The organism is Nonomuraea sp. KM90 (assembly GCF_052246675.1).
Taxonomy (GTDB): domain Bacteria; phylum Actinomycetota; class Actinomycetes; order Streptosporangiales; family Streptosporangiaceae; genus Nonomuraea.
In genome coordinates, this window is record NZ_JBQQCB010000035.1 from 26008 (window position 1) to 52311 (window position 26304).

Annotated in this window: 26 protein-coding genes; 7 read left to right on the forward strand and 19 right to left on the reverse strand. The window is 68.6% G+C overall.

Annotated features, from left to right (window positions below; genetic code table 11):
• The first annotated feature begins 32 nt into the window (after positions 1-32).
• A complete protein-coding gene (locus ACTWPW_RS29610; protein ID WP_443170569.1) occupies positions 33-245 on the forward strand; it encodes a biotin/lipoyl-binding carrier protein in 213 nt (70 codons plus the stop codon).
• On the opposite strand, the gene ACTWPW_RS29615 is transcribed toward ACTWPW_RS29610, so the two are convergent.
• Positions 235-615, reverse strand: a complete 381-nt coding sequence (locus ACTWPW_RS29615) for a thioesterase family protein (RefSeq protein WP_375118630.1) — start codon at positions 613-615, stop codon at positions 235-237. The genes ACTWPW_RS29610 and ACTWPW_RS29615 overlap by 11 nt on opposite strands.
• 256 nt (positions 616-871) lie before the next feature.
• Between ACTWPW_RS29615 and ACTWPW_RS29620 the strand changes: the two genes are divergently transcribed.
• Entirely contained in the window at positions 872-2512 is a 1641-nt protein-coding gene (locus ACTWPW_RS29620) for a protein kinase domain-containing protein (RefSeq protein WP_443170570.1), read from the forward strand.
• Positions 2513-2518: 6 nt separating this feature from the next.
• On the opposite strand, the gene ACTWPW_RS29625 is transcribed toward ACTWPW_RS29620, so the two are convergent.
• From ACTWPW_RS29625 to ACTWPW_RS29650, 6 genes are all read right to left on the reverse strand, one after another.
• Positions 2519-4165 (reverse strand): acetolactate synthase, encoded by a 1647-nt coding sequence (locus ACTWPW_RS29625; protein WP_443170571.1) that lies wholly within the window; start codon positions 4163-4165, stop codon positions 2519-2521.
• Between the two features lie 58 nt (positions 4166-4223).
• Positions 4224-5012, reverse strand: coding sequence for a DUF4097 family beta strand repeat-containing protein (locus ACTWPW_RS29630; RefSeq protein ID WP_443170572.1), 789 nt, complete (start codon positions 5010-5012; stop codon positions 4224-4226).
• Positions 5009-5665 (reverse strand): response regulator transcription factor, encoded by a 657-nt coding sequence (locus ACTWPW_RS29635; protein ID WP_364125839.1) that lies wholly within the window; start codon positions 5663-5665, stop codon positions 5009-5011. The genes ACTWPW_RS29630 and ACTWPW_RS29635 overlap by 4 nt, the downstream gene beginning before the upstream one ends.
• Positions 5656-6816, reverse strand: a complete 1161-nt coding sequence (locus ACTWPW_RS29640) for a sensor histidine kinase (RefSeq protein WP_375118626.1) — start codon at positions 6814-6816, stop codon at positions 5656-5658. Before ACTWPW_RS29640 ends, ACTWPW_RS29635 begins: the two co-directional genes overlap by 10 nt.
• A gap of 79 nt (positions 6817-6895) precedes the next feature.
• Positions 6896-7609, reverse strand: coding sequence for a dethiobiotin synthase (gene bioD / locus ACTWPW_RS29645; protein WP_443170573.1), 714 nt, complete (start codon positions 7607-7609; stop codon positions 6896-6898).
• A gap of 30 nt (positions 7610-7639) precedes the next feature.
• The gene (locus tag ACTWPW_RS29650; RefSeq protein WP_080045341.1) at positions 7640-8359 is read right to left on the reverse strand and encodes a GntR family transcriptional regulator; all 720 of its coding nucleotides are present in this window, start codon (positions 8357-8359) and stop codon (positions 7640-7642) included.
• 506 nt (positions 8360-8865) lie between these two features.
• Here ACTWPW_RS29650 and ACTWPW_RS29655 point away from each other — a divergent pair.
• The gene (locus ACTWPW_RS29655) at positions 8866-10335 is read left to right on the forward strand and encodes a histidine kinase N-terminal domain-containing protein (RefSeq protein ID WP_375118624.1); all 1470 of its coding nucleotides are present in this window, start codon (positions 8866-8868) and stop codon (positions 10333-10335) included.
• Between the two features lie 44 nt (positions 10336-10379).
• On the opposite strand, the gene ACTWPW_RS29660 is transcribed toward ACTWPW_RS29655, so the two are convergent.
• Both ACTWPW_RS29660 and ACTWPW_RS29665 read right to left on the reverse strand, forming a co-directional pair.
• The gene (locus tag ACTWPW_RS29660) at positions 10380-10634 is read right to left on the reverse strand and encodes a WhiB family transcriptional regulator (RefSeq protein ID WP_364125850.1); all 255 of its coding nucleotides are present in this window, start codon (positions 10632-10634) and stop codon (positions 10380-10382) included.
• 265 nt (positions 10635-10899) lie between these two features.
• The gene (locus tag ACTWPW_RS29665; RefSeq protein WP_443170574.1) at positions 10900-11865 is read right to left on the reverse strand and encodes a diacylglycerol/lipid kinase family protein; all 966 of its coding nucleotides are present in this window, start codon (positions 11863-11865) and stop codon (positions 10900-10902) included.
• Between the two features lie 90 nt (positions 11866-11955).
• Here ACTWPW_RS29665 and ACTWPW_RS29670 point away from each other — a divergent pair, with 90 nt between their 5' ends.
• On the forward strand, positions 11956-12339 hold the full coding sequence (locus ACTWPW_RS29670; protein WP_375118622.1) for a hypothetical protein: 384 nt from the start codon (positions 11956-11958) through the stop codon (positions 12337-12339).
• Between the two features lie 33 nt (positions 12340-12372).
• On the opposite strand, the gene ACTWPW_RS29675 is transcribed toward ACTWPW_RS29670, so the two are convergent.
• The 3 genes from ACTWPW_RS29675 to sodN all read right to left on the reverse strand — a co-directional run bounded on the left by ACTWPW_RS29675 (position 12373) and on the right by sodN (position 14137).
• Complete coding sequence (locus tag ACTWPW_RS29675) at positions 12373-13152, reverse strand: RNA polymerase sigma factor SigF (RefSeq protein WP_171074665.1); 780 nt, start codon at positions 13150-13152, stop codon at positions 12373-12375.
• A gap of 17 nt (positions 13153-13169) precedes the next feature.
• Entirely contained in the window at positions 13170-13607 is a 438-nt protein-coding gene (locus tag ACTWPW_RS29680; RefSeq protein ID WP_364125859.1) for an anti-sigma factor, read from the reverse strand.
• Between the two features lie 128 nt (positions 13608-13735).
• Positions 13736-14137: a superoxide dismutase, Ni gene (gene sodN, locus ACTWPW_RS29685; RefSeq protein ID WP_148442130.1), complete on the reverse strand. Its 402-nt coding sequence runs from the start codon at positions 14135-14137 to the stop codon at positions 13736-13738.
• A gap of 17 nt (positions 14138-14154) precedes the next feature.
• Between sodN and ACTWPW_RS29690 the strand changes: the two genes are divergently transcribed.
• Positions 14155-14523, forward strand: coding sequence for a S24 family peptidase (locus ACTWPW_RS29690; RefSeq protein WP_375118621.1), 369 nt, complete (start codon positions 14155-14157; stop codon positions 14521-14523).
• Positions 14524-14591: 68 nt separating this feature from the next.
• Here the strand turns inward: ACTWPW_RS29690 and ACTWPW_RS29695 are convergent, their stop codons facing one another.
• Genes ACTWPW_RS29695 through ACTWPW_RS29710 form a run of 4 tightly spaced genes read right to left on the reverse strand, consistent with a single transcriptional unit; the run spans position 14592 to position 17504 of the window.
• Positions 14592-15017 (reverse strand): CGNR zinc finger domain-containing protein, encoded by a 426-nt coding sequence (locus ACTWPW_RS29695; protein WP_375118620.1) that lies wholly within the window; start codon positions 15015-15017, stop codon positions 14592-14594.
• A gap of 58 nt (positions 15018-15075) precedes the next feature.
• Positions 15076-15819 carry an amino acid ABC transporter ATP-binding protein gene (locus tag ACTWPW_RS29700; RefSeq protein WP_375118619.1) on the reverse strand — a complete coding sequence of 248 codons (744 nt, stop codon included), beginning with the start codon at positions 15817-15819 and terminating at the stop codon, positions 15076-15078.
• Positions 15816-16643 (reverse strand): amino acid ABC transporter permease, encoded by an 828-nt coding sequence (locus ACTWPW_RS29705; RefSeq protein WP_375118618.1) that lies wholly within the window; start codon positions 16641-16643, stop codon positions 15816-15818. Before ACTWPW_RS29705 ends, ACTWPW_RS29700 begins: the two co-directional genes overlap by 4 nt.
• Positions 16644-16646: 3 nt before the next feature.
• Positions 16647-17504: an ABC transporter substrate-binding protein gene (locus ACTWPW_RS29710; protein WP_375118617.1), complete on the reverse strand. Its 858-nt coding sequence runs from the start codon at positions 17502-17504 to the stop codon at positions 16647-16649.
• A 263-nt stretch (positions 17505-17767) separates the two neighbouring features.
• On the opposite strand from ACTWPW_RS29710, the gene ACTWPW_RS29715 reads away from it, so the two are divergent.
• The gene (locus tag ACTWPW_RS29715; protein WP_375118616.1) at positions 17768-18976 is read left to right on the forward strand and encodes an NAD(P)-dependent malic enzyme; all 1209 of its coding nucleotides are present in this window, start codon (positions 17768-17770) and stop codon (positions 18974-18976) included.
• 467 nt (positions 18977-19443) lie between these two features.
• Positions 19444-20628: a hypothetical protein gene (locus tag ACTWPW_RS29720; RefSeq protein ID WP_443170575.1), complete on the forward strand. Its 1185-nt coding sequence runs from the start codon at positions 19444-19446 to the stop codon at positions 20626-20628.
• Positions 20629-20677: 49 nt separating this feature from the next.
• Here the strand turns inward: ACTWPW_RS29720 and ACTWPW_RS29725 are convergent, their stop codons facing one another.
• The 3 genes from ACTWPW_RS29725 to ACTWPW_RS29735 form a co-directional block, all read right to left on the reverse strand.
• Positions 20678-22219: a trypsin-like serine peptidase gene (locus ACTWPW_RS29725; protein WP_443170576.1), complete on the reverse strand. Its 1542-nt coding sequence runs from the start codon at positions 22217-22219 to the stop codon at positions 20678-20680.
• A gap of 173 nt (positions 22220-22392) precedes the next feature.
• Entirely contained in the window at positions 22393-23988 is a 1596-nt protein-coding gene (locus tag ACTWPW_RS29730) for a trypsin-like serine peptidase (RefSeq protein ID WP_443170577.1), read from the reverse strand.
• A 432-nt stretch (positions 23989-24420) separates the two neighbouring features.
• The gene (locus tag ACTWPW_RS29735; RefSeq protein WP_443170578.1) at positions 24421-26025 is read right to left on the reverse strand and encodes a trypsin-like serine peptidase; all 1605 of its coding nucleotides are present in this window, start codon (positions 26023-26025) and stop codon (positions 24421-24423) included.
• Positions 26026-26304 lie beyond the last annotated feature (279 nt).

Genomic DNA, 26304 nt, shown 5'->3' on the forward strand with positions numbered 1-26304 from the left:
GATCGTTGATTCATTGGAAGAGGGGAGTCCCGGTGGCTGAGGTACGCGCAGAGATGGTGGCGAATGTCTGGAAGGTCGTCGTCAACGAGGGCGACAGCGTCTCCGACGGCGACACGCTCGTCATCCTCGAGTCGATGAAGATGGAGATCCCCGTGCTGGCCGAGGACGACGGCGTGGTGGCGCAGCTCAAGGTGGCCGAGGGAGACGTGATCCAGGAAGGCGACCTGATCGCCGTCATCGAGTAGCGCGGGCCAGGAACCTGGCGCGATCGACCACCACGCGCTCGATCGTGCCCTTGCCCACGACGGCGTGCTTGTCGTGGGCCTCGAAGGCGAAGACCAGGCGCCGGCCGTCGACCTCGGTCAGCTCCACGCTGACCTGGACGTGGGTGCCGAGCGGGCTGGCGGCCAGGTGCTCGAGCTCGACCCGGGTGCCGACGGACGTCTCGCCCGGTGCGAGGTGCCGCTCGACGGCGCGTACGGTCGCCGCCTCGGCCAGCGCGAGCAGCCTGGGCGTGGCCAGCACCGGCACGTCGCCGCTGCCGATCCGCTTGGCGGTGTCCTCCATCTCGACCATGATGAGGACCTGCGAGCGGAGACCGGGAGCGAGCGTCATGAGATCAAGCTTATGGCGGGCCATATTGTGCGCCACCAACGGTCGCCGAGTTCCCGGAAACGCGGACAAGTGCGGGCGTAAGGCTCCAGGATAGGCTTTGTACGGCTTGAGGCATTTAAGTGGCATGTGGGACAGGTGAGTCGTACACTCTCTGAGTTCCGTGACCACTGTGTTACCTCACCGCGATAAAAGTTCGCTTTGTTGGAGAACCGCGGGGTGGGAGAGGTTACAGAGGTAGGGGGGTAGCGGGGGAATCATGGTGGCCCAAGGGACGACGCTGGCGGGGCGGTATCGGCTGGACACCCGCATCGGCGCCGGTGGCATGGGCGAGGTGTGGCGAGGCGAGGACGTCGTGCTCGCACGCACCGTCGCCGTCAAAGTGCTGCTCCCTGGGCGCATGGAGGACCCCGGCTTCGTCGCTCGCTTCCAGGGGGAGGCGCGGGCGATGGCCACGATCAACCACTCCGGGGTCGTCGACGTCTACGACTACGGCGTCAGCGGCGACACCGTCTACCTCGTGATGAAGTTCGTCGACGGCGAACCGCTCGACCGGCTGCTGGGCCGGCTGGGCCGGATCCCGCCGCAGCCTGCCATGGAGCTGATCGCGCAGGCCGCGTCGGCGTTGCAGGCCGTGCACGACCGCGGGATCGTGCACCGCGACGTCAAGCCGGGCAACCTGCTCGTCCAGCGCGACGGCACGCTCGTGCTCACCGACTTCGGCATCGCGCGCTCAGACATGGCCAACCGGCTCACCGACGCCGGCATGGTGCTCGGCACGGCCGCCTACTGCGCACCCGAGCAGGCCGAGGGTGCCCCCGTGACGCCCGCGGTGGACATCTACGCGCTCGGCGTGGTCGCGTACGAGTGCCTGGTGGGCCAGCGGCCGTTCGACGGCGACAGCGCGGTCACGATCGCGCTCAAGCACATCCGCGAGGCCCCGCCGCCCCTGCCCCAGGAGATCCCCCAGGCGGTGCGCACGCTGGTGGAGATCGCCCTGTCCAAGGATCCGGCCAGGCGCTACCCGAGCGCCCGGGCGATGAGCGAGGCCGCCCGCGCGATCGCCAGCGGCCAGGTGCCCGCCGTGCCGGAGCTGTCCACCGGCGTCACCATGGCGCCGCCTCCGGAGGCGTACCAGCCGCAGACGGCCCAGCACCAGGCCCAGCACCAGGGGCTGCACCAGGCGGGCCAGCAGCACGACCCGAACCCCTACCAGACGGGCGTCAGGATGGCGCACGACGACACGGCGGTCAGCGACCGCCGTGGGGGGAGCCGGCGCGCGGCCAAGGCGCCGCGCCGGACCGGGCTGATCGCGGGCATCGCCGCGGCCGTGGTGCTCGGCGCGGGCGCCACCGCGGTGGCCCTGACGGGCATGACCACCGGCGAGCCGACGCCGACCATGACCGGCGAGTCCATGAGCAATTCGAAGAGCACGCCGAAGACGAGCAAGCCCCAGGTCAAGACGTCGGAGCCCGAGCCGGAGGAGACGAGGCAGCAGCCGAAGCCGGCCACCACCCGGCCGACGCCGAAGATCACGCCCACCCCGGAGAAGACCGACGAGCCGGAGGAGTCGCCCAGCCCCTCGCCCAGCGTCACGAAGTCGCCGACGAAGTCGCCGTCGGGCACCCCCACGCCGACGGGGAACAAGGCGCTGGTGCCCAAGGTGGTCGGGATGAACTTCCTGATGGGGCAGGAACGGATCGAGGCCGCGGGCTTCCAGGCGCGCGTCGACGACCAGACCAGCACGACCAACGGCCTGCGCTGCGGCAGGATCACGCAGACCGTGCCGGCCGGCGGCGTGGCGCTCGAGAAGGGCAAGCCGGTCAAGCTCGTCGTCGTGGACGGCGTCTGCCCGGAGAACTCGCCGATGCCCACCCCGACCCCCACGCCCAAGCCGTAGGGCCGCTCACACCCCCGTCGTGTTGCGGGGGTAGGCGACCTGCGGGTCGGTCGCGATGTTCACCATGTACGGGATCCCGGAGTCGAACGCCCTGCGCAGCGCCGGCCCGATCTCCGACGGCTTCGTGACCAGCTCGCCGCCGCCGCCCAGTGCGGTCACGACCTGGTCGTAGCGGCACTGGGGCTGCAGCTCGGCCGCCACGTCGTAGCCGTACAACATCTGCATGGGGTGCTTCTCCAGGCCCCAGATGCCGTTGTTGCCGCAGATCATGACGACCGGGAGCCGGTGGCGTACGAGGGTGTCGACGTCCATCAGCGAGAACCCGGCGGCGCCGTCGCCGAGCAGCAGCACCACCTGCGAGGACGGCCTGGCCAGCCGGGCGGCGATGGAGTAGCCCAGGCCGGTGCCCAGGCAGCCGTACGGGCCCGGGTCGAGCCAGTTGCCGGGCTGCTTGGGCTCGACGTATTTGCCGGCGTAGGAGACGAAGTCGCCGCCGTCGCCGATCACCACGGCGTCGTCGGCCAGGACCTTGCCCAGCTCGCCGTACACGCGCATGGGGTGGATCGGGTCGGAGCCGGCGGCCAGCAGGTCGGCGTCGCCCGCGATGGCCGCGGCGGCGGCCGCGGACAGCTTCGACACCCACGGCGAGTAGGAGTCCGGCTTGACCCCCGCCTCCCCGCAGGCCGCGCCGAGGCTCCAGAACACCACCGAGAGGTCACCGGCGGCGGAGGCGGCCGGCTGCATGTGCGTGGCGAGCTGCGAGGGCGCGTCGGCGATGTGCACCACCCTGGCCAGCGGCGAGCCGTCCTTGCCGCCGAACCAGCCGTAGCCGAGGCGGAAGTCGAGCGGCGTGCCGACCACGATCACCAGGTCGGCCTGGGCGAAGGCGAGGCCGCGGGCCCGGGTGACGAGCAGCTCGTGCCCGGAGGGCAGGATGCCGCGGCCCTGGCCGTTGGGGATGACCGGCAGCCGCCACGTCTCGGCGAAGTCGCGGGCGGCCTCCTCGGCGCGGTCCATCCAGACGTCGGAGCCGTAGACCAGCACGGGGCGCTCCGCCTCGGCCAGCAGGCGCGCGATGCTCGCCAGGTCGTCGGGGTCGGGCTCGTACGGGGAGGGGGTCTGCGTGTGCACCTCGTGCACCGGCGACGGGGAGAACAGGTGGTCCATGTAGAAGTCGAGGAAGACCGGGCCGCGGTGGGGCGCGACGGCCGTGCGGAAGGCCACCTCGACGTCCTGGCCGACGGAGTCGGCGCCGGCCGCGGTGAAGGAGAGCTTGGTGATCGGCTCCAGCAGCGGCGGGTGGTCCATCTCCTGCAGGGCGCCGCTGCCCCAGCGCGACTGTGGTGCCCGGCCGCCCATGACGACGACCGGCGAGCCGTTGAAGTGGGCGGTGGCGACGCCGCTGACGCCGTTGGTGATGCCGGGGCCGGCGGTCAGCACCGCCAGGCCGGGGCTCCTGGTCAGCCTGGCCGTCGCCTCGGCGGCGAAGACCGCGCTCTGCTCGTGGCGTACGTCGAGGATGCGCATGCCCTCGTGCACCGCGCCGTCGTAGAGGGGGAAGACGTGCCCTCCCGACAGGGTGAACATGGTCTCGACGCCATAGGCCTTGGACACGGCGACGGCAGCGTCACCGGCGTGCTTCGCAGACTCCATGCCGGGAACTTACCAACCAGTCACACGCGTAAACAGTCCTTGGGGATCGCGTGGATCTTCATTCGCAACACACGGCGATGACGGACACCGCGCCGCCCGGTGCCCTGGCGGTGATCTTCCGGGCCGTGCCGGGCTTCCTTTCGACGTTGATCGTGGTGTTGGCGGCCACCGTCGTCACGTCGTACACGTCGCGCGGCACGTTCACGCTGACGTCGCCCGACGTCCGCACCACCGCCTTGACCTCCGTGGGCACGTCGGAGAACGACAGGTCCACGTCGCCGGAGCCGACCTCCGCGTCGGCCTTCCCGCCGCCGCTGAGCTCCTTGGCGTCGACCAGGCCGGTGCCGGTCCTGGCCCACAGGTCGCCGGAGACCGAGCGGACGCGGATGTCGCCGGACACGGAGGTCAGCCGCACGTCGCCGAAGAGGTCGTCGACCATCAGGTCGCCGCCGGACGTGCCGGCCTCGAGGTCGGTCTCCGGCGGCACGTACAGCATGTAGTCCGCCTGGCAGATGGGACCCGTCGGCTGGTCGAAGCCGGGGCAGACCGCGTCCAGCCGCAGCGTCCTGGTGCGGGTGTCCCAGTCCTCGGTGACCGTCGGGCGGTCCCGCGACCACCGCAGCGACCTGTGGATGAGCAGCTCGCCCGCCCGGCCCGACAGGATGAAGAGGTTCACCTGGCCCTTGCCCGCCTTGATCCGCACCTCGGGGTACTCGAACGGGATGGACCTCATGGTGACGTCCGTCGGCGTCCTGGCCCTGGCGAACCCGCGCCAGAGTCCGACGCTGGACAGCACCAGCGCGGCGACCGTCACCACGGCGCCCGCCGTCAGCCACGCGCCCCTCATGGCAGACTTCTGATCTTGAGGAACTGCAGGACGGCGAGCACGCGACGGTGGTCGCCCTCGGCGGGCGACAGGTCGAGCTTGTTGAAGATGTTGCCGATGTGCTTGCCCACGGCTCCCTCGCTGAGCACCAGGGCCTGCCCGATGCCGGCGTTCGAGCGGCCTTCGGCCATCAGCTTGAGCACCTCGTGCTCCCTGGGTGTCAGCCGTTCGAGCGGGTCGCTGTTGCCGCGCAGCAGGAGCTGGGCGACCACCTCGGGGTCGAGCGCGGTGCCGCCCGAGGCCACCCGGCGCAGCGCGTCGATGAACTCGGCCACGTCCGCCACCCGGTCCTTGAGCAGGTAGCCGACGCCCCCGGTCGCGGCGGAGGCGAGCAGCTGGGCGGCGTAGCGCTCCTCGACGTACTGGGAGAGCACGAGCACGGCCAGCCCCGGCCGCTGGCGGCGCAGCACGAGTGCGGCCCGCAGGCCCTCGTCGGTGTGCGTGGGCGGCATCCGGACGTCCGTGATGACCAGCTCGGGCCGGTGCTCCTCGGCCGCCCGCAGCAGCCCCTCGGCCTCGTCCACGGCCGCCACCACCTCCATGCCGGCGGCGTCCAGGAGCCGGATCAGCCCCTCCCGCAGCAGCACGGAATCCTCGGCGAGCACTACTCGCACGGCAGCTCCACCTCGATCGTCGTCGGTCCGCCCAGCGGGCTGGACAGCCGTAGCGCGCCGTCCACGGCGTCGATGCGCTGGGCCAGGCCGCGCAGTCCGGTCCCGCCGTCCAGCCGGGCGCCGCCGCACCCGTCGTCGTAGACGAGCACGTGCAGGCGGTCCCGCTCGCGCCGCACGTTCACCTCGGCCCGGGTCGCGGCCGCGTGTTTGGCGATGTTGGTCAGTGCTTCGGACACGATGAAGAAGGCCACCGCCTCGATGGTCGGAGAGGTACGCCGCTCGATGTCGACGCGCAGCTTGACGGGGAAAGGGGCACGGGCGGTGACACCCGACAGCGCCGCGTCCAGACCCTGGTCGTTGAGCACGGCCGGATGCAGGCCCCGGACGAAGTCGCGCAGCTCCTTGAGCGCCTGTTTGGCCTCCTCGTGGGCCTGCTCGATGGCCTCGCGGGCCGAGTCGGGCAGATCGGTCAGGGTGGCCCTGGCCAGGCCGAGGTTCATGGCGAGGGAGACCAGCCGCTGCTGGGCGCCGTCGTGCAGATCCCGCTCGATCCTACGCCGCTCCGCGTCGGCCGCGTCGATCACGCCGGCCCGGCTCTCGGTCAGCGTCTCGATCCGCTGCCCCAGCTCCGAGCGGCTCGGCCCGAGCAGCGTACGGGCCACCGACAGGTCCAGCGCCGCCATGCCGCGGGCCAGGAGCGGCGCGAGGAGCAGCAGCACGAACCCCACCGTCATGAACACGCCCAGGACCCGGCCGTCCCTGAGGTCGAACACGAACTCCAGCGGCGGCTTCTGCAGCTTCGGCGGCAGGAAGGCCAGCAGTCCCACCACCGCCCCGCCCCACACCACCGCCACCAGGAAGGCCCCGGCCGCGCTCACGAACGGCGACAGCACGTGGTAGCCGATCTGCCGCCAGGTCGCCGGGTGCCGCCAGCTGCTCGGGGAGGGCACAGGAGGGATGTGCGCCCCGAGGAAGGCGTCGAACCTGGACCGCTGCACCGAGGTGAACGCCGGTACGGCCCGCACCAGCACGGGCGGCACCACGGCCAGCACGAGCGTCAGCCCGCCGAGCAGCACGCCGACCGGGACGCCGATCATCACGTGGGCCGTGTCGAGCCAGGCCCGTGCCGACCACGGACGGGGGACTTTCATGTCCATAACGGTATTGACCGGTGGCGGGGTCGCGAAATGGGTCTGGTGTGCCGGTGAATGGTAGGGCTAGCCCCACCCCTCAGACGCTCTGCCTGAACCCCGCCGGGTCGAACGCGCCGCCGAGCGTGGCGCCCAGCCCCTTGCGCGCCACCTTCGCGAACGCCCGCCTGTCAGCGAGGCGGCCCGCGCCCTCGGGCAGCGCCCCGGCCAGGGGGCGGGCGGCCAGCATCTCCAGGTCGGCCACGTCACTCCGCTCGGCCTGCCCCGGCGCGGCGGGCCAGCGCCCGATGACGACCCCGGCCAGGTCGAGCCCGCGGTGGGCCATCGCCTCCAGCGTGAGCGCGGTGTGGTTGACGGTGTCGCCGCCCGCCCGCACGACGACCAGCACCTGCGCCTGGAGCGTACGGGCGAGGTCGGCGACGGTGGTGCCGTCCTCGTCGTAGCGGTCGAGCAGCCCGCCCGTCCCCTCCACGACCACCAGCCGGTTGCTCTCCGCCAGCTCCCGCACCAGCTCGGCGGCCCCCGCCAGCGACACGGGCGGCATCCCGGCGGCTCTCGCGGCGGCGGCCGGCGAGAGCGGGCCGGGGAAGCGGCCCAGCTCGAACGTGGTGGTGATGCCGGACAGCCGGATCACCTCGTCCACGTCGCCGGGCGCGCCGGCCGGGACGCCGGTCTGGGCGGGCTTGACCACGGCCGCCGTGGACCCGCGCGCCAGCGCGAGCGCCGCCAGGGCGGCCGCCACCACGGTCTTGCCCACGCCGGCGCCGGTGCCCGTGACGACGAGGATGCTCATGTGACCAGCTTAGGAGTGCCGCGCGCGGCCTCAGGGGCGGCGCAGGCGGGTGACGAACTTGTACCGGTCGCCGCGGTAGAGCGACTGGGCCCACTCGACGGGGTTGCCGTCGGCGTCGAAGGCGTGGCGGGTGAGCAGGAGCATCGGCAGGCCGACGTCCACGCCGAGGGCCTTGGCGTCGTAGGGGGTGGCCAGGACGGTCTCGATGATCTCCTCGGCGTCCGTCAGCCGCACGTTGTAGGCGTTGTGCAGCGTCTCGTACAGCGAGGCGTGCACCTCCAGCTCGCGCCGCAGCCGGGGGAAGCGGCGCGCGGACAGGTGGGTGGTGTCGATCGAGACCGGCTCGCCGTTGGCCAGCCTGAGCCGGTGGATGCGCAGCACGCGACCGCCGGGGTTGATGGCCAGCCGCCGCGCCAGGGCCTCGTCGGCGGTGATGTAGCCGATCTCCAGGATCTTGGTGTCCGGTTCCAGCCCGGCCGTGCGCAGGTCTCCGATGTACGAGGTCAGCTGCAGCACCTGCGCGACCTTCGGTTGCGCCACGAACGTGCCCTTGCCCTGGATGCGCAGCAGCCGTCCCTCGACCACGAGCTCGGTCAGCGCCTGCCTGACCGTGGTGCGCGAGGTCTCGAACCGGACGGCCAGCGTGCGCTCGGGCGGCAGCGCCGTACCGGCGGGGAGGGTCTTGGTGAGCTCGAGCAGGGCCCGTTTCACGTCGTAGTACTTGGGAACGCGGGGGCTGTCGTCTGTCACGCTCTCACCTTCACTTCTGCCACGGCGGTGAGGGCGTGTCTGATCACCGCGAGATCATCGGAACTCACTTCGGCCCGAGTGGTCAACCGCGGGCTGGAGCGGTGGACCGGCGCCGGACGCGTACGGGTGCCGGCACGCGCGGATCCGGGCAGCTCAGGTTGATTGTGAAGGATATCCACAGCAGCGTGCGCGATCACAACCGAGGCCGGTCCACGCGCCGTGTCGCGGTAGGAGCACCTGCCCGTGTGGATCACCTCCGGCCGACCGTGCCCTGCCTCGTCCTGAGATCCGGGCGGCTTCGCAGTGTGACGGTTCTCACAATATGAGATTTCGGGATAAGACCAGTTGGGTGAACGATGCCGTATCTGTCTTCACTGTGCGACTGAGGGGGCGTGCGAACGCCCTATGGTGATATGCCCCGGGAGCGGCGAAGTCTGCCCGCAAACGTGCCGGTCTCACCGGGGGTCGGTTTGGTTGTTGCGCGGAAAAGCACGCATGATGCACTCGTGCCGACTCTCAGCGACCTCGTAGCCCGCCACACAGCGCTCGACGAGGCGGACCTCGACTGGCTGCACTCGCTGGTCTCCGACTGGCAGCTGCTGGCCGACCTGTCGTTCGCCGACCTCATCCTGTGGGCGCCGCTGCTGGGGGAGAACGGCTGGATCGCGATCGCCCAGATGCGCCCCACCACCGGCCCGACCGTCTATCACGACGACATCGTCGGCAGCGTGGCCGCCAAGGGCGAGCGCCAGCTCATCGACACGGCCTGGAACGAGCGGCGCATCTGCCGCGAGGGCGATCCCGACTGGTCCACCGGCGTGCCGGTCAGGGAGGAGACCATCCCCGTGCGCCGCGCGGTCGAGGGCGGCGAGGGGCGCTTCCTCGCGGTCATCCAGCGCTCCACCAACCTGTCCTCGGCCCGCACGCCCTCCCGGCTGGAGCTGACCTACCTGCAGAGCGCCTCCGACCTGGCGCAGATGGTGGCCGAGGGCCGCTTCCCGTTCTCCGGCGAGGAGCCGATCCTCGTGCGCTCGCCGCGCGTGGGAGACGGCCTGCTCAGGCTCGACCGGGCCGGGCGCGTCACGTACGCGTCCCCGAACGCCCTGTCCGCCTACCGCCGGCTCGGCCTGCACGCGGACCTGGTCGGCGCCGAGCTGGGCCGGGTCACGGCCACGCTGTGCTATTCCGACGAGCCGATCAACGAGGACCTCATGATCGTGGCCAGCGGGCGCGCGGCCAAGGAGACCGAGGTCGAGTCCGGCGGCACGATCGTGCAGCTCAGGGCCATCCCGCTGATCGTCGGCGGGGGTCGCATCGGCGCGCTGGTGCTCATCAGGGACGTGACGGAGCTGCGGCGGCGCGAGCGCGAGCTGATGACGAAGGACGCCACCATCCGCGAGATCCACCACCGGGTGAAGAACAACCTGCAGACGGTGGCCGCCCTGCTCAGGCTCCAGGCCAGGCGGCTCCAGGTGCCCGAGGGGCGGGAGGCGCTGGAGGAGGCCGTACGCCGGGTCGGGTCGATCGCGATCGTGCACGAGACGCTGTCTCATGCCCCCGAGGAGTTCGTGGACTTCGACGAGATCGCCGACCGGGTGATCGCGATGGCCGGGGAGGTGTCGTCGCCCGAGGTGGCCGTCATGCCGCGCCGGGTGGGCGGGTTCGGCGTCCTGCCCTCGCTCATCGCCACACCGCTGGCCATGGCGCTGACCGAGCTGTTGCAGAACGCGCTGCAACACGGGCGCCCCAAGAGGCTGGAAGTGGTCGTCGAGCCTACCCTCGAGCGGCTGAACGTGACCGTCTGGGACGACGGCCGGGGGCTTCCCGGGGGCTTCGATCTCGACAGCTCGACCAGCCTGGGGCTGCAGATCGTCCGTACGCTGGTGGAGGGGGAGCTGTCGGGGCGGCTCACCATCGAGCCACGCCTGGAAGGCGGCACCGAGGTCGTGCTGTCGATCCCGCTCCCGTCCAGCTGACGGCCCAGTTGACAGCACTGGGTGCCGTCGTTGTGTGAGGGTTTTCAGGCGGTGGCGCGGGCGCGGGCGCGAGCGGAGCGGCGCTTGACCGCGCGGCGCTCGTCCTCGCTCAGACCGCCCCAGACGCCGGCGTCCTGGCCGGACTCAAGTGCCCACTTCAGGCAGGCCTCGACGGCCGAGCAGGAACGACAGACCTGCTTGGCCTCCTCGATCTGCATGAGTGCCGGGCCGGTGTTGCCGATCGGGAAGAACAGCTCGGGGTCCACGTCACGGCAGGCAGCTCGGTGGCGCCAGTCCATGCGTCCACTCCTTAGTAGATGGAACCTCTGGTCGGCTCCGTGCGGCTACTTTGTGAAGAGTTTCACTAACTCGCGCGAACAATTACCCGGATCCTGTGTGGGACCGGGGTCGTCCGCTGGTCATCGGAGGACCTGGGGTTGTTAAAGGTCCTACGTTCCGACATCCAGAGCTTTTCAGCCACGGAGAGTGCACGCAAGGGGGTTGACGGGAAGTTTTGGCGGTTATGGATGTCGGATGCGTCACACAATGACCGAATGTAACCATCTAGACCAAAACTTGTAACGCGTTCGGTGTAGACCGGAATGTTACGGTTTCGCGTTCCCCCAGGTAGTCCCCGTCCAGCTGGAAGGCCACAGGGCGGCTCGCCGTGAGGGTGAACTCGGGCTCGTCATGGAGCTGGACGAGGTGCCGGCCGGACGGGAGGATGTCACTCTCCGTGAGGATGTGCCGGATCACCGGCGCGAGCGTCATGAGCCCCATGCGCCGTAGCCCCAGGAGGTCGAGCCCGGTCTCGAAGCCGGCCCACGGGGTGGGCCGGACGGGCCTGCTGCCCACGTAGGTCCACGGTGAGGTGTTGGAAACGATGGCCATGAACACCCCTCTGGCCGTCGGGATCCCGGGACCGGTCACGGTCATCGCGGGATGCCGCTTGTCCGTGGCCAGATAGTGCCGTAGAGCGGTGTTCACATACCGGGTCGGAGTAGCTTTACGGCCGGTGCCCCGCAGGCCCTCTACGGCCCGTACAACCTCTGCGTCGTATCCCATTCCCGAACAGAAGGTGAAATATCTGCTCTGGCCCTCCCAAAGGGCTTGGCCCAAACCCACGGTCCTGCGCCGGCCGTCCCTGAGCGCCTCCAGCACCACGCCCGTGGACTCCACCGGGTCGTTGGGCAGGCCCAGCGCGCGGGCGAAGACGTTCGCGCTGCCTCCGGGGATGACGATGAGCCCGGGCCGCCCGGCGCTGGGATCGCCGTCGGGCCGGACCTCCTCGCCGTTCACCGGGTTGAGCAGGCCGTTGACGGCCTCGTTGATCGTCCCGTCGCCGCCCAGCACCGCCACGACGTCGTAGCCCTTGGCGCGCGCCGTGGCCGCCAGCGACGCGGCATGACCGCGGTAACGGGTCTCCTCGACGGCGAGCTCCACGGCTGCGCCGAGCGCGCGGATCAACACGTTCCGCGTGCGGGCGTTCGTGGTGGTGGCCTTGGGATTGACCAGCAGCATTGCGCGCATAGCGCCAGCGTAACCGCTGATCCTTGTCCGTCTTATCGGCCGAACGTCCTATTTTCCGGCCCGACCGGCCCGAGAGGTAGGGTACGGACCGTGAACGGTCGCCCGCTTACCCTCCTCGCCGCCGCCGCAGTCGTCGCCCTGGAGGGCCTGATCGCGCTCGGACTCGGCGTCTTCGTCGTGGTGGAGACCCTGACCGGGACGCCCGACGACCTGACAACCGCGCTGGCCGAGGCGGCGTTCGGGCTGCTGATCGGCGCCGGCCTGCTCTGGGTGGCCTGGGGCGGGCTGTTCAGGATGGAGCGGTGGGGGAGGGCGCCGGCCGTGCTGACCCAGATCTTCATGCTGCCCGTCGGCGGCACGCTCGTCACGTCGGACCAGCCGCAACTCGGGATCCCGCTGATCGTGGTCGCCCTGGCGGGGCTGGTGACCCTGCTGGCGCCTCCCACCACCCATGCTCTCTACGGCGATGGCTGATGCCCTTTCCGCACGTGACGTGCGGAAAGCCGGCTAGTCGTCGGCCGTCAGGCCCTCGCGCAGCTGGGCGAGCGTGCGGGCCAGCAGGCGCGAGACGTGCATCTGCGAGATGCCCAGCTCGGTCGCGATCTGCGACTGCGTCATGTTGCCGAAGAAGCGCAGCAGCAGGATGCGCTTCTCGCGCGGTGGCAGCCGCTCGAGCAGCGGTTTGAGCGACTCGCGATATTCGACGCCCTCGAGCGACTCGTCCACGATGCCGAGCGAGTCGGACACCGCGGGGGCGTCGTCGTCTCCCGAGTCGGGCGCGTCGAGGGACACGGTCGAGTAGGCGTTGGCCGACTCGAGCCCCTCCAGCACCTCCTCCTCGGTCATCTTCAGGTAGGAGGCCAGCTCGGCCACGGTCGGGGCGCGTCCCTCGCGCTGCGACAGATCGCTTATCGCCTTCGTCAGCGAGAGCTTCAGCTCCTGCAGGCGGCGCGGCACCCGGACCGCCCAGCCCTTGTCGCGGAAGTGACGCTTGATCTCGCCGACGATGGTGGGCGTGGCATAGGTGGAGAACTCCACGCCGCGATTGAGGTCGAAGCGGTCGATGGACTTGATCAGACCGATGGTGGCGACCTGGGTGAGGTCGTCGAGCCACTCGCCCCTGTTGCGGAAGCGGCGGGCCAGGTATTCGACCAGAGGAAGGTGAAGCTCGACCAGCTCATCCCTGATGCGCTGGCGGCGCGGCTCCTCGGGGCCCAGCTCGGCCAGCTCGGCGAAGAGCATGCGGGCGCGCACCCTGTCGGGCACGGCGTGTTCGCTGGTGGCCATGGCTCCAGTCCTTTCCGTCACGCCGGCCCCGCTGCACTCTGGGCCGCGCCTCGGCGCTTACGCAGGACGATCGCCATCCGATCGGCGGAGTCGGTCACCGCGTCGACGTCGTCGGCCAGGGCGGTCAGCACCATCCAGGCGAAGTCGTCGCGCTTGGGCGCGGAGCTGCCGACGGTGGCCACCTCGACCCTGACCTGCATCTCCTGCCCGGTGAGCTCGAACTCCGCGGTCAGGTCGGTGCCCGGCACCGCCTCGCTGAGCAGCATCGCGCAGGCCTCGTCGACCGCGATCCGCAGATCCTCGATCTCGTCCAGGGTGAAGTCAAGCCGGGCCGCCAGGCCGGCGGTAGCCGTACGCAGCACAGACAGGTAGGCACTCGCGGCGGGGAGCCTGATGCTCACCACATCGCGGATGCCGGCCACGCCCTCCGCGCGCGTCTCGGTTTCCTCGGTCACGTTCCTCCTCGCGAATCCGACGCTGACTGCAACTTACCGCCCCTGAGCGGTGGTTGGACTATTCAGACTCGCCATCAACGGAAAAGGCTCTGCGCGGCAGGTCGCCGCACAGAGCCTTATGTGCCGTTTTAGGCGGCCTTGGTCTCCCAGAAGATCTTGGAGATTTCGTCGATCTTGCCCAGGAGGTCCTCAGCCTTGGCGACCTCGACCGTGCCCTTGGCGCCGGCGGCACCCGCCAGCTTCGTGGCGTCCCAGAAGAGCTGGTGAAGCTGCGGGTACTGCTCGAGGTGCGGCGGCTTGAAGTAGTCGGTCCACAGCACCCACAGGTGGTGCTTGACCAGCTCGGCGCGCTCCTCCTTGATTTTGATCGCGCGGGCGCGGAAGACCGGGTCCTCGTTGGCCGCGTACTTCTCCATGATCGCCTTGACCGACTCGGCCTCGATGCGGGCCTGAGCGGGGTCGTAGACCCCACAGGGCAGGTCGCAGTGTGCGGAAGCGACATGCTTGGGTCGTAGCAGTCGTGCGAGCATCAGAAAGTCCTTCCTGGATGCTGAATCAGCTTGGTCCACAACCGACCTTACTCGTGTCCCAACGCCCGTGGAGTAGGGGGTCACAGCCCATGAGAGTGCGTGTCGAAGGGGATTCGATGCGTCCCGCGCTGGTGCCCGGTGACTGGCTCCTGGTCCGCCGGGGCGCCACTGTGCACCCGGGTGACCTCGTGGTGGCCAGGCTTCCGGACGATCCCGGCCGGCTCATCGTGAAGCGGGCGCAGTGGCACGGAGAGGACGGCTGGTGGCTGGAGAGCGACAACCAGCGGGCCGGCGGTCGCCGTGACAGCTGGGACTTCGGCCCCGTGACCGACATCGTGGGCCGCGTGGTGCTGCGCTACTGGCCGCTCGTGCGGCGGGCCCGCTAGCGGCCGTTTAGGCGCCGCTCGTGCGGCGGGCCCGTCGCTCAGGCGCGTCCTTGCGGCGGGCTCGTCGTTCAGGCGCCGTCCTTGCGGCGGGCGCGGAAGGCGGCCACGTTCGCGCGGCTGGCGCAGCGGGCCGAGCAGTAGCGGCGGGAGCGGTTGGAGGAGGTGTCGAGGAAGGCCAGCCCGCAGTGCGGCTCCTGGCACCGGCCGAGACGGTCCACGCCCAGCTCGGCGACGACGGCGGCCAGGCCCATCACGGCGGTCGCGGCCGGGTCCTCGGCGAGGTGGAGGTGCCAGCGGCGGCCGTCGTGGTCGGACAGCTGGGGGCGTACGGGATGGCGGTCGAGCAGGGCGTTGAGCCGCTCGGCCACGGCCCGCTCGTCACCGGCCGCGTCGAAGACGGCGGTCAGCTCGTCGCGCAGCCCCCTGAGCTCGGGTGGCGGGTCGGGGTCGTTCGCCAGCCGGACCGCCCACTCGGCGTAAGAGGTGAGGTCCATGCCGGTCTATTACAGCAGAGAGCGGGGCGACCGCGCGCGCCCCGCCCTCCGCGGTGGGCTACTCCTCGGGATGCAGGACGCGGCGCAGGAACGCACGGGTGCGCTCATGCTGCGGGTCGCCGATCACCTGGGCGGGCACGCCGTCCTCGACGATCACACCGCCGTCCATGAACACCACCCGGTCGGCCACCTCCCGCGCGAAGCCCATCTCGTGGGTGACCACGAGCATGGTCATCCCCTCCTCCGCCAGCTTGCGCATGACGGTGAGCACGTCGCCGACCAGCTCGGGGTCGAGCGCCGAGGTGGGCTCGTCGAAGAGCATCAGGTCCGGGTTCATGGCCAGCGCCCTGGCGATCGCGACGCGCTGCTGCTGCCCGCCCGAGAGCTGGCCCGGCAGGGAGTCGCATTTGGCGCCGACGCCGACCTTGTCCAGGTTCTCCCTGGCGACGACCTCGGCCTCCTTCCTGCTCCGCTTCAGCACCCGCTGCTGGGCGATCATGACGTTCTGCAGCGCGGTCATGTGCGGGAACAGGTTGAACTGCTGGAAGACCATGCCGATGCGGCGGCGTACGGCGTCGATGTCCACGTCGGGGTCGGTGACCTCGATGCCCTCCACGAACACCTTGCCCCTGGTGGGCGTCTCCAGCAGGTTCACGCAGCGCAGCAGGGTGGACTTGCCCGAGCCCGACGGGCCGATGACGCAGACCACCTGGCCGGGCTCGACCGTCATGTCGATGCCCTTGAGCACCTCGTTCTTGCCGAAGTATTTGTGCAGGTCCCTCAGCTCGATGGCGTGCGTCATCGTGTGCTCCCCTTGCGTCCCTCGAGCCGGGACGCGAGGTATCCCAGCGGGATGGTGACGATCAGGTACGTCACGCCGGCGACCATGATGGGCGTGGCGTTGGCGTACTGGGAGGCCAGGTCGTTGCCGAACTTGGCCAGCTCGACGTACTCGCCGGAGACGCCGAGGAACAGCACCAGCGACGAGTCCTTGAGCAGGGCCACGAACTGGTTGGTGGTCGGCGGGATGACCATCCGGACGGCCTGCGGGATCACCACGGTGATCTGGGACCGGGTGGCCGACATGCCCAGCGACCTGGCGGCCTCCGTCTGCCCCTTGGGCACGGCCTGCAGGCCGGCCCGGAACACCTCCGCCTGGTAGGCGGCGCCGACCAGGCCGAGCCCGAGGATGCCCTGTCCGTACGTGCCGAAGGGCACCTGGAACCCCGGCAGTGCCAGCGGCAGGAACGTGATCATCAGGAAGATCAGCAGCGCGGGCAGGCCGCGGAAGATCTCGATGTAGACGAGCGCGATCCACCGGTACGGCCGGACCTGCGAGAGACGCATGAGCGCCAGCAGCAGGCCCAGCACGAACGAGCACACGAATCCGCCGACCGCGTAGATGATCGTGTTGCGCAGCGCGACGGTGAACAGGTCGGGCAGCGCCTCACGCGCCACGTCGGGCTTGGCGAAGTTCTGGGCGAGGCTGCCCCAGTCCGCGTACAGGACGACGCCGACGAGCGCGGCGACCAGGACGAGGTACTGGATGCCGCGGCTGACCTGCTGCTTCTTCCGAGGGCTGAGCCTGGCACGCCCAGGCTCAGCCGTCTTCGGCTGGTCGGCCATGGATCAGCCCAGCTCGCCAGGCTTCTTGCCGAACCACTTCACGTAGATCTGCTCGTAGGTGCCGTCCTGCTTGGCCTTGGCGATCTCGTCGTTGATCGTCTTGAGCAGCGTCGGGTCGGAGCCCTTCTTCAGGCCGATGCCGTACTGCTCGCCGGTGTCGAGGCTGCCGATCAGCTCGAACTTCGCGGCGACATCGGGCTTCTTCAGCCAGGTGAGCACCACCGGGAGGTCCTGGATGATCACGTCGGCCTGGCCCGCCTGCAGGGCCAGCAGCTCCTTGGCCGAGTCGGCGTACTCGGTGGGGTCGAAGCCGTTCTTCTTGACGTACTCGAGGCCGGTCGTGCTGGCCTGGGCGCCCAGTTTGAGCCCCTTGGCCTTGACGTCCTCCAGCGACGTCGCGCCCGTCCCCTTCTTGGCCAGCAGTGCCTGCGTGGCGTCGAAGTAGGGCTCGGAGAAGTCGATGTTCTGCTTGCGCTCGTCGGTGATCGTCATGCCGGCGGCGGCCACGTCGCACTTGCCCGCGGCCATGGCGGCGCCACTCTTGATCACGGCGAAGTCGATGTCCACGATGTTCTGGGTCACGCCCAGCTTCTTCGCGGCGAGGTCGACGATGTCCACGTCGAACCCGACGATCTTGCCGCTCGCGTCCTTGAACTGGAACGGCTCGTACGGGATGTTCGTGCAGACCGTGAGCTTGCCGGGCTGCACCAGCTTGACGCCGCCCGCCGCGGAGGCGCTCGCACTGGTGGTGCCGCCGGAGCTCGAGCCGGTCTCGCCGCCGCACGCGGTCAGCGCGAGAACAGCTGTCAAGGCGAGCGCGCCGGCGGCGTAGCCACGGCGGCCCTTGGGTCTGAGGGCCATGTACGGCCTCCTCGATGTGAAATACCACGAAACTTGCGTTTTGTGCAGTTTAAGGGGGGTTTACCAGCGCTCCGTCATCCGGCGTTTAACGATGCGTCAACAGAACGGCGTCGTCTCCGACACCGAACACCATCTCACCATGTGGCACTATGGGGAGACGGGTGACCCCCGAACCCCCTCTCGAGATGATCGGCGAGGGGATCCTGGCAGCTACCGAAGCCAGCCCGCTCGCGCTCGTCCGCCGAAGGTCTCTTCCGCTACCAATGACTACAGGGGTCGCTGTGGCTGCCACGCCCGCTTCTGCTTCCGTCGAATCACTCGACCTCGATCCGGCATTCGCGCTGCACCGCGGAGGCAAGATCGAGATCCGCTCCACCGTTCCCGTCCGCGACGCGGACGACCTGGCCCTCGCCTACACGCCCGGGGTCGCCCGGGTCTGCACCGCCATCGCCGAGACGCCCGCTCTGTCCGACGACTACACCTGGGTCTCCAGGGTGGTCGCCGTCGTCTCCGACGGCACGGCCGTGCTCGGCCTCGGAGACATCGGCCCCTCGGCCGCCATGCCGGTCATGGAGGGCAAGGCGCTGCTGTTCAAGGAGTTCGCGAACGTCGACGCCGTCCCCATCTGCCTCGACTGCACCGACGTGGACGCGCTCGTCGAGACCGTGGTGCGCCTCGCGCCGTCCTTCGGCGGCATCAACCTGGAGGACATCAGCGCGCCCCGGTGCTTCGAGATCGAGGCCAGGCTGCGCGACCTGCTCGACATCCCCGTCTTCCACGACGACCAGCACGGCACCGCCATCGTGGTGCTGGCCGCCCTGCAGAACGCCGCCCGCCTGACCGGCCGCTCGCTGGGCGACCTGCGGGCCGTCGTGGCCGGCGCGGGCGCCTCGGGCGTGGCCGTCACCCGCATCCTCCTGGAGGCGGGCATTGGCGACATCGCGGTCTCCGACTCCAAGGGCATGATCTACGAGGGCCGTGAGGGCCTCAACCCGGTCAAGCAGGCGCTGGCCCGCGACACCAACAAGGCCGGCCACGCCGGCTCCACGGAGGAGGCGCTGGCCGGCGCCGACGTGTTCGTCGGGCTGTCGGGATCGACCGTGTCCGAGCAGGCCATCGCCTCCATGGCGGCCGACTCCATCGTGTTCGCCCTGTCGAACCCGACGCCGGAGGTGCACCCCGACGTGGCCGCCAGGCACGCCGGCGTGGTGGCCACCGGGCGGTCCGACTTCCCCAACCAGATCAACAACGTGCTGGCCTTCCCGGGGGTGTTCCGCGGCGCGCTCGACGTGCGGGCCACCACGATCACCGAGAACATGAAGGTGGCCGCGGCCAACGCGCTGGCGGGCGTGGTCGGTGACGACCTCTCGACGACGTACGTCATCCCCAGCCCGTTCGACGAGCGCGTCGCGCCCGCCGTGACGGCCGCGGTGGCCGCCCAGGCCCGGGCGGACGGCGTCGCGCGCCTGTGAGCCTCTGAGCTTGTGAGCCTGTGAGCGGGGGTCTTTCGGCCCCCGCTCACCCTTTTTGCGTCTCCACCCAGCTCGGAGGGGTCTTCGGGTTACTAGGCCGAGCCATGGGTAGGTGAGGTCCCCGTCCAGGAGCAAGAGCCGTCGGCCTGACCATGCGCAGAACCGGCGGAGGGTGTGGGTTGGAGTTGGAGTTTGGGTGACCTTTGGGAACTGCCGTAAATCGTTAACGCAAGGTGCTATAACAGTAGCTCTCTGTAAGGATGTGGGCGCCGACTCCTGTGACGAGGAGAGCGATGGAACGCGAGCCGAATCGACTGCTGCAGCAGCTCATCGCAGAGGCGGGTTTTTCCCACAAGGGATTGGCCAGGCGCCTCAACGATCTGGGAGCCGCACGCGGTACACCGGGCCTCAAGTACGACCACAGTTCAGTGCTGCGCTGGATCGGAGGTCAGAGGCCGCGTGATCCGGTGCCGTGCTTGCTCACCGAGATTTTCGCCCTACGGCTCGGCAGGCAGATCACCTCGGAGGATCTGGGCATGCCGGCCGTCATCACGCCCCTCGACCTCGGACAGGAGTTCACGCACACGTGGCAGGAGGGGGTCGCGACCGTGACGGCGCTGTGGCGGGCCGACGTGGAGAGACGGAGGTTCCTGATCGATTCGACGTTCGCGATCGGAGCCGGCTCCGTTGGAGCCGTACGCTGGTTGACGTCCCCTTCCGAGGGACGCCCGAGCGGCATGGGCATGCGGCGGGTGGGCCGCGCCGACATCGCCGCCATCCACGAGGTCACCCGATCCTTCGGTGAGCTCGACAATCGCTTCGGCAGCGGCCGGGTCCGCTCGTCCGTGGTCAAATACCTCGACACCGCCGTCTCCCCCCTGCTCAAGGACGGCTCGTACGGCGACTCCACCGGCAAGCAGCTGGCCGCCGCCGCGGCCGAGCTGACCCGGCTGGCAGGCTGGATGGCGTACGACATGGAGCAACACGGCCTCGCCCAGCGCTACCTGATCCAGGCCCTGCGTCTGGCCAGGGGCGCCGACGACCAGACCCTGGGCGGGGAGATCCTGGCCGGCATGGCTCACCAGGCCATCTACATGGGCCAGCCGGCGCACGCCCTCGACCTGGCCAGGGCCTCCCAGATCGCGGCCCGCAGGGCCGGGGTGCAGACGCTCCTGGCCTCCGCGCACGTCCTGGAGGCCCACGCGCACGCCGGCCTGGGCGACGCCCGCGCCTGCGGCATGTCCCTGCACGAGGCCGAGTGCGCCTTCGAGGCCCGCAAGCCCGCCGAGGAGCCCAAGTGGCTCAGCTACTTCGACGAGGCTTACCTGTCCGCCAAATTCGCCCACTGTTTCCGCGACCTCGGAGAGGGCGAGCGGGTCGTACGCCAGGCGCGCCGCTCCCTCGACATGGACTCCCGCTACGTACGGGGCCGCATGTTCAACCTGTCACTGCTGGCCGCCGGGCTGCTGCAGTGCGGGGAACTGGAGGAGGCGTGCTCGGCCGCGGCCGGCGCGCTGACGCTGGCCAGCGACCTGCAGTCGGCCCGGTCCCGCTCCTACGCCGCGGATCTGCGGCGGCGGCTGGAGCCGTACAAGAACGAGCGGCCGGTGCTGGCGCTGCGCGAGCGCACGCGGGAGCTCACGGCCGTGTGACATGCGTGTGGTCCGGGCCGACCCGGCCCGGACCACATGAGTCGCCTTCTTACTTGAGCAGTTCGCCGTTGGGGCCGACGATCGACTTCGTCTCCGCGTAGTTGGCCTTGTCGTAGACGGCGGCGGTCTCACCGTCGAAGATGGCCGAGCTGATGTAGTCGATCCGGTTGTTGCCGTCGTTGTCGGCGAACATGCTGGTTACACCGTTGACGTAGCCGGTGCGCTTGCCGTTGTCGTACTTCATGAGCCAGGGACCGCCGTCGGCGCCGCCGGTCATGGAGCACTTGAGCACCTGGTGGGTCTCCACCTTGAACGTGTTGACCTGGTAGCTCTTGGTGTTGGTCTTGCCCGCGCACCACTTGGGGGTGACGCCCGAGAACGGGCGGTCGCCGTCGGGGTGAGGGGCGCTGGGGTAGCCGAAGACGGTCACCTGCTGGCCGAGCGGCTGGTTCCAGGCGAAGCCCTGCCCGCCGACCACGTCACCGAGACGGCCGAGGTCCTTGGCGAGTCCGATGTAGTAGTGGTCACGGAAGTAGCGGACCGTCGTCCCGGCCTTGACCCACTGCTTGAGGTAGTAGCGGGTGTCGAACCACGCGGTCTCGGTGCCGGCGGAGTTCTTGGTGACGTCGAGCTTGCCGAGGTACTTGCCGTCGCCCTTGAGGCTCAGGAGCTTCCGGTACTCCTCCTGGCTGATGGGAGTCGGGCCGACCTGCTCGTACTGCTCGCCGTTCACGTCACTGGCCGAGTCCTTCGGCGCCTTGGCGTACGTGGCCTCGGTGACCTCGACCTTGGTCAGCACCTTCTGGCCCGTGTAGCTGTGGCCGACCTTCTCGGGCGTGACGTCGAAGTCCTTGGACCAGTACGGCCCGGCCGGACCGTACTTGTCGAAGCCGGCGTCGTACTCTTCCTTCTTGATCTCTTCGTGCTTGACCCACTTGTCGCCCGCCCACTGGGCGAACTCGCTCTTGACGACCTCTTTCTGGCCCGTCAGCGCGAAGCCGTTGTGGACCGCGACGAAGGCGTAGTCGCCGTCGTAGTCGTCGTAGGTGTCCAGGTCGTACGCGGTGAAGGCGTAGGCGCCCACGTAGACGCCCCAGGGGGCCTTGCCCTGGTAGTAGCCGGGGACGAAGACCCACTTCTGGTAGACGTCCTCGCCGGTCTCGTACACGCAGTGGCCGGCCGTGGCGACCAGGTTGCGGTGCTTGGACTGGATGGAGGTGGCCGAGCACCAGCGGTAGTGCCCGGCCTTGTCGAGGAAGAACACCTTGCCGATGGTCTTGGGCAGGTTGACGTTCTTGGAGGCGGCAGGCTTGGCGGCGGTGGTCGGGCCGGTCATGCCGGGCTTGCCGTCGGGGGCCCCCTTGCTCTGCGGGTTGACCAGCTTGGGCACGTCCTTGGCGTCCACGCGGTACTGGGTGGCCTTGCGCAGGGCCGCTCCGTTGGAGTCCAGCCAGAAAGCGGCGGCGCCGTAAGCGTCGGCCGGCTTGGGCAGGAGATTGTCGGTTGCCCAATGCGGGGCTGCACTGGCGGGGGGTGCGAGGACGGCGGCGCTCAGGCCGGCGGCGGCGAGGGGGATGAGCAGGCGCTTCACGGAAGGCTCCACAGTTGTCAAAAGGGGTGTAAAGACCCTATCGACCCATTAGTCACTCTGGTAAGGGGAATTATCAATTTTTCACCAGAAAGGCCAAAGGGCCCGGCAGGATGCCGAGCCCTTTGGTACTGCTACCGAACGAAGACCAGGTCGACGTTCCGATCCGCAGCGAACTACTTGATGAGCTTGCCGGACCACACGGCCGCAGCGGCCTTGTAGATCACGTTGGTCTCACCGTCGAAGTACGCCGAGGTGATCGTGTCGTAGCGCTTGTTGTCGTCGGTGTCAGCGATGAGGCTGGTGACACCGTTGACGTAGCCGAGCCGCTTGCTGTTGCTGTACTTGTACAGCCACGGGCCACCGTCGTAACCGGCGGTGACGGCGCACTTCAGGGACTGCTGCTCCTCGACCTTCTTGGACGGGATCAGCAGAGCCTTGCTCGCGGTCTTGCCGTAGCACCACTTCGGCGTAACGCCCGTGTAGGGGCGGTTGCCGTCCAGGTGCGGGCCGTACGGGTAACCGAAGGTCCGGACGTACTTGCCGGCGGACGGCTGGTTCCACGCGAAGCCCTGGCCACCGACGTTGTCGCCGAGGCGACCGACGCTCTTGATCAGGTGCTCGACGACGAAGTAGTCCTCGACCCAGTACTTCATCACCGCAGTGGACTTGACCCACTTCTTGACGTAGTACTGCGTCTTGAACCACGCCGTCTCGGTGCCGGCAGCGTTCTTCACAACCCGCAGGCTGCCGAGGAACTTGCCGTCACCCTTGGCGGTCACCAGAGCGTCGTAGGCCTCCTTGCTGATCGGGACCTCGGTGCTCAGGCGCTCGAACTTGGCGCCGTTGTCGAGACCCGCCGGGGCGGCCTTGTACGTGTTCTCGGTGACCTCAACGCCGGTCAGCTGGACGCCGTTGACGCCCGTGGCGATGTAGTCCTCGATCTTCGCGGCAGCGTCGGCGGGCTTCGCGACGGTCTCGACCGTCGGGTCGGCCAGCTTCGACTTGTACGGTCCGGCGTCGCCGTACTTGGCGTAGCCCTCCGCGAACTCCTTCTCGGTGATGGGGGTTTCCTTGACGTAACCCTTGCCACCCTTGGCGATGTGCGCCTTGTACTCGCTGGGAGTAACCTTCGTGGAGTTGTTCGCCACGCCGCCGATGCCGTCGTAGACGGTGACGAAGGCGTAGTCGCGGTCGAAGTCCTCGTAGACGTCGAAGTCGTAGTGGGTGAAGGCCTGCTTACCCACGTAGATGCCCCAAGGAGCCTTGCCCTGGTAGTAACCGGGGACGAAGACCCAGCGGGACACGACCTCGTCGTTGCCGGCGATGTCGTACACGCAGTGACCGGCCGTGGCGACCAGGTTGCGGTACTGCGCCTGGATCGAGGTGCCGGAGCACCAGTACAGCTTGCCGTCGCGGCCCTCGAAGAAGACCTTACCGATGGTCTTCGGCAGGTTCACGTTCTGGACCTTGACGGCCGCCTTCTTCTCCTCGCCAATCGGGGCGGTGGAACCCGGCTTGGTGTCCGAGGTATAGCCACCACCGCTCTTGATCTTGGAGACCTCGAGGGCGTCGGGGTTGAAGGCGATGGCGCCCTTGAGGGCCGCGTTGTTGGACGCGGTCCAGAACTCGACGGTCTCGATGGCCTTCGCCTCAGCGGCGAGGACGTCGGAGGAGACGGTGTCGTCAGCCTGGGCGGTGCTGGCCAGACCAGCAGCCAGCAGACCGGTGGCCAGAATGGCGCCACCGGCGGGGAGGAGGATGCGCTTCAAGGTAACTCCTTGCGCTGTCGTGGAACGCCTCTTGCGTCCCATGCGTCAGTAAAGGGATAGCCAGGAACATACAGTGTCGATCTTGATAACCGGAAGCCGCTTTGGTGGGAAAAGATGCGACAAGCCGGTCGTGATCGTTCTGTGATGTTTAAGTGGCCGATGCGCAGGAGCCGAGGGAAGCTCACCTTGTCCCTGTTTGCCCTGATCAACATAAGGAAGTTGTCAGTGTGACTCGCGGGGTGGGGGCGCGTTCCTGATCCAATGCCCGCGGGCAATGTGATGCAGATCACATCGCCTTGATGGCACCGTTCGAACGTCCCGTGCGTCCAACCGGCTTCACTTTTCGCCAATGCAGAAGGGCCCGGCAGGATGCCGGGCCCTTCACTTGCGACGGGTTACACGAACGGTCTAGGTCCGATCGCTGTCAGTCACCTAGACGATCTTGCCGGACCACGCGGCAGCGGCGGCCTTGTAGACGACGTTGGTCTCGCCGTCGAAGTACGGCGACGAGATGTAGTCCACGCGGCCGTTGCCGTCCTGGTCGTTGAAGGTGCTGACGACACCGTTCAGGTAGCCGAGACGCTTGCTGTTGCTGTACTTGTACAGCCACGGGCCACCGTCGGCGCCCTCGGTCATGGCGCACTTGAGGGCGACGTGCTCCTCGATCTTCTTGGCGGCCGAACCCACGAGCTTCTTCGTCGTGGTGCCGTAGCACCACTTCGGCGTGACGCCCGTGTAGTTCTTGTTGCCGTCGGGGTGAGGAGCGGCGGGGTAGCCGAACACGCGAACCGGCTTGCCGGTCGGCTGGTTCCAGGAGAAGCCCTGGCCGCCGACGTTGTCGCCGAGACGGCCCATGTCCTTGCCGGTGATGTCGACGACGTAGTAGTCCTCGACCCAGTACTTGATCTGAGCGGTGGACTTGATCCACTTCTTGATGAAGAACTGCTGCTTGAACCAGGCGACCTCGGTCTTCTTGTCGTCACCGAGCTGGGCGCGGACCTCGCCCATGAACTTGCCGTCGCCCTTGGCGGCCTTCAGCTTCTCGTACTCTTCCTTGCTGATCGGCACTTCGGTGCTCAGGCGCTCGAACTTGTCACCGTTGTCGAAGCCGGTCCCGGCCGCGGTGTACTGCGACTTGTAGACCTCGGCACCAGTGAGCTGAACGCCCGCGGTGGGGCCCTCGCCCTTGATGTAGGAGTCGATGTTCGAAGCCGTCGCGTCGGCAGGCTTGGCGACGGTCTCGACCTTCGGGTCGACGGCCTTCGACTTGAAGGGCCCGGCCTCGCCGTACTTGTCGTAGCCGGCCTCGAACTCTTCCTTCGTGATCGTCGTTTCCTTGACGTAGCCGACGCCGCCCTTGGCGACGTGCGACTTGTACTCGCTCGGGGTGACCTTGGTGGTCTTCCCGGTGATGGAAACGCCGTTGTACACGGTCACGAACGCGTAGTCGCGGTCGTAGTCCTCGTACACGTCGAAGTCGTAGTGAGTGAAGGCCTGCTTGCCCACGTAGATGCCCCACGGAGCCTTGCCCTGGTAGTAGCCGGGGACGAAGACCCACTTGGTCATGACATCCGTGTTGGCGGCGGTGTCGTACACGCAGTGACCGGCCGTGGCGACCAGGTTGCGGTACTGCGACTGGATCGAAGTGGCGGAGCACCACTTCTTCTCGCCCTTGCTGTTGACGAAGAACACCTTGCCGATGGTCTTCGGCATGTTGACGTTCTGCACCTTGGACGAGGTCTTCTTCTCCTCGCCGATCGGAGCGGTCGTACCCGGCTTGGTGTCCGAGCTGTAGCCACCCTTGCTCTGCAGCTTGGCGACGTCCGCCTTGTCCCAGACGTTCGACTCGGTAGCGGCCTTGAGGGCAGCACCGTTGTTCTCCGCCCAGAAGTCCGCGATGGCCTTCGCGTTGGCTGCACTCGTCGCCAGGTTGTCCTTGGCGATGTCCGTGTCGGCGGAGGCCGTACCGGCGAGGCCGGCGGCCAGGAGGCCGGTGGCCAGGATGGCGCCACCGGCGGGGATGAGGATGCGCTTCAAGGGAACTGCTCCTTGCTCTGTCGTGGGTCGCAACATGCGTCCCATGCGTCAGTAAAGGGATAGCAAGGAACATAGCGTGGTGATCTCCGCAGGTGGAACCCGCTTTGGGCGGTTCGGTAGGCGCCGTTACCGCCGTGACCGTCCTGTTATCTGTCAGAGATCTTTGCGCGTTGTGATCATTGCGTTACGTTTTCGCAGGGTATGGAGGGGTTGTTGCTGCCGGTACGAAAGTGCCGTTAGTGCCGCACCACATAACGTAGTCAGCGAAACGTGACTCAG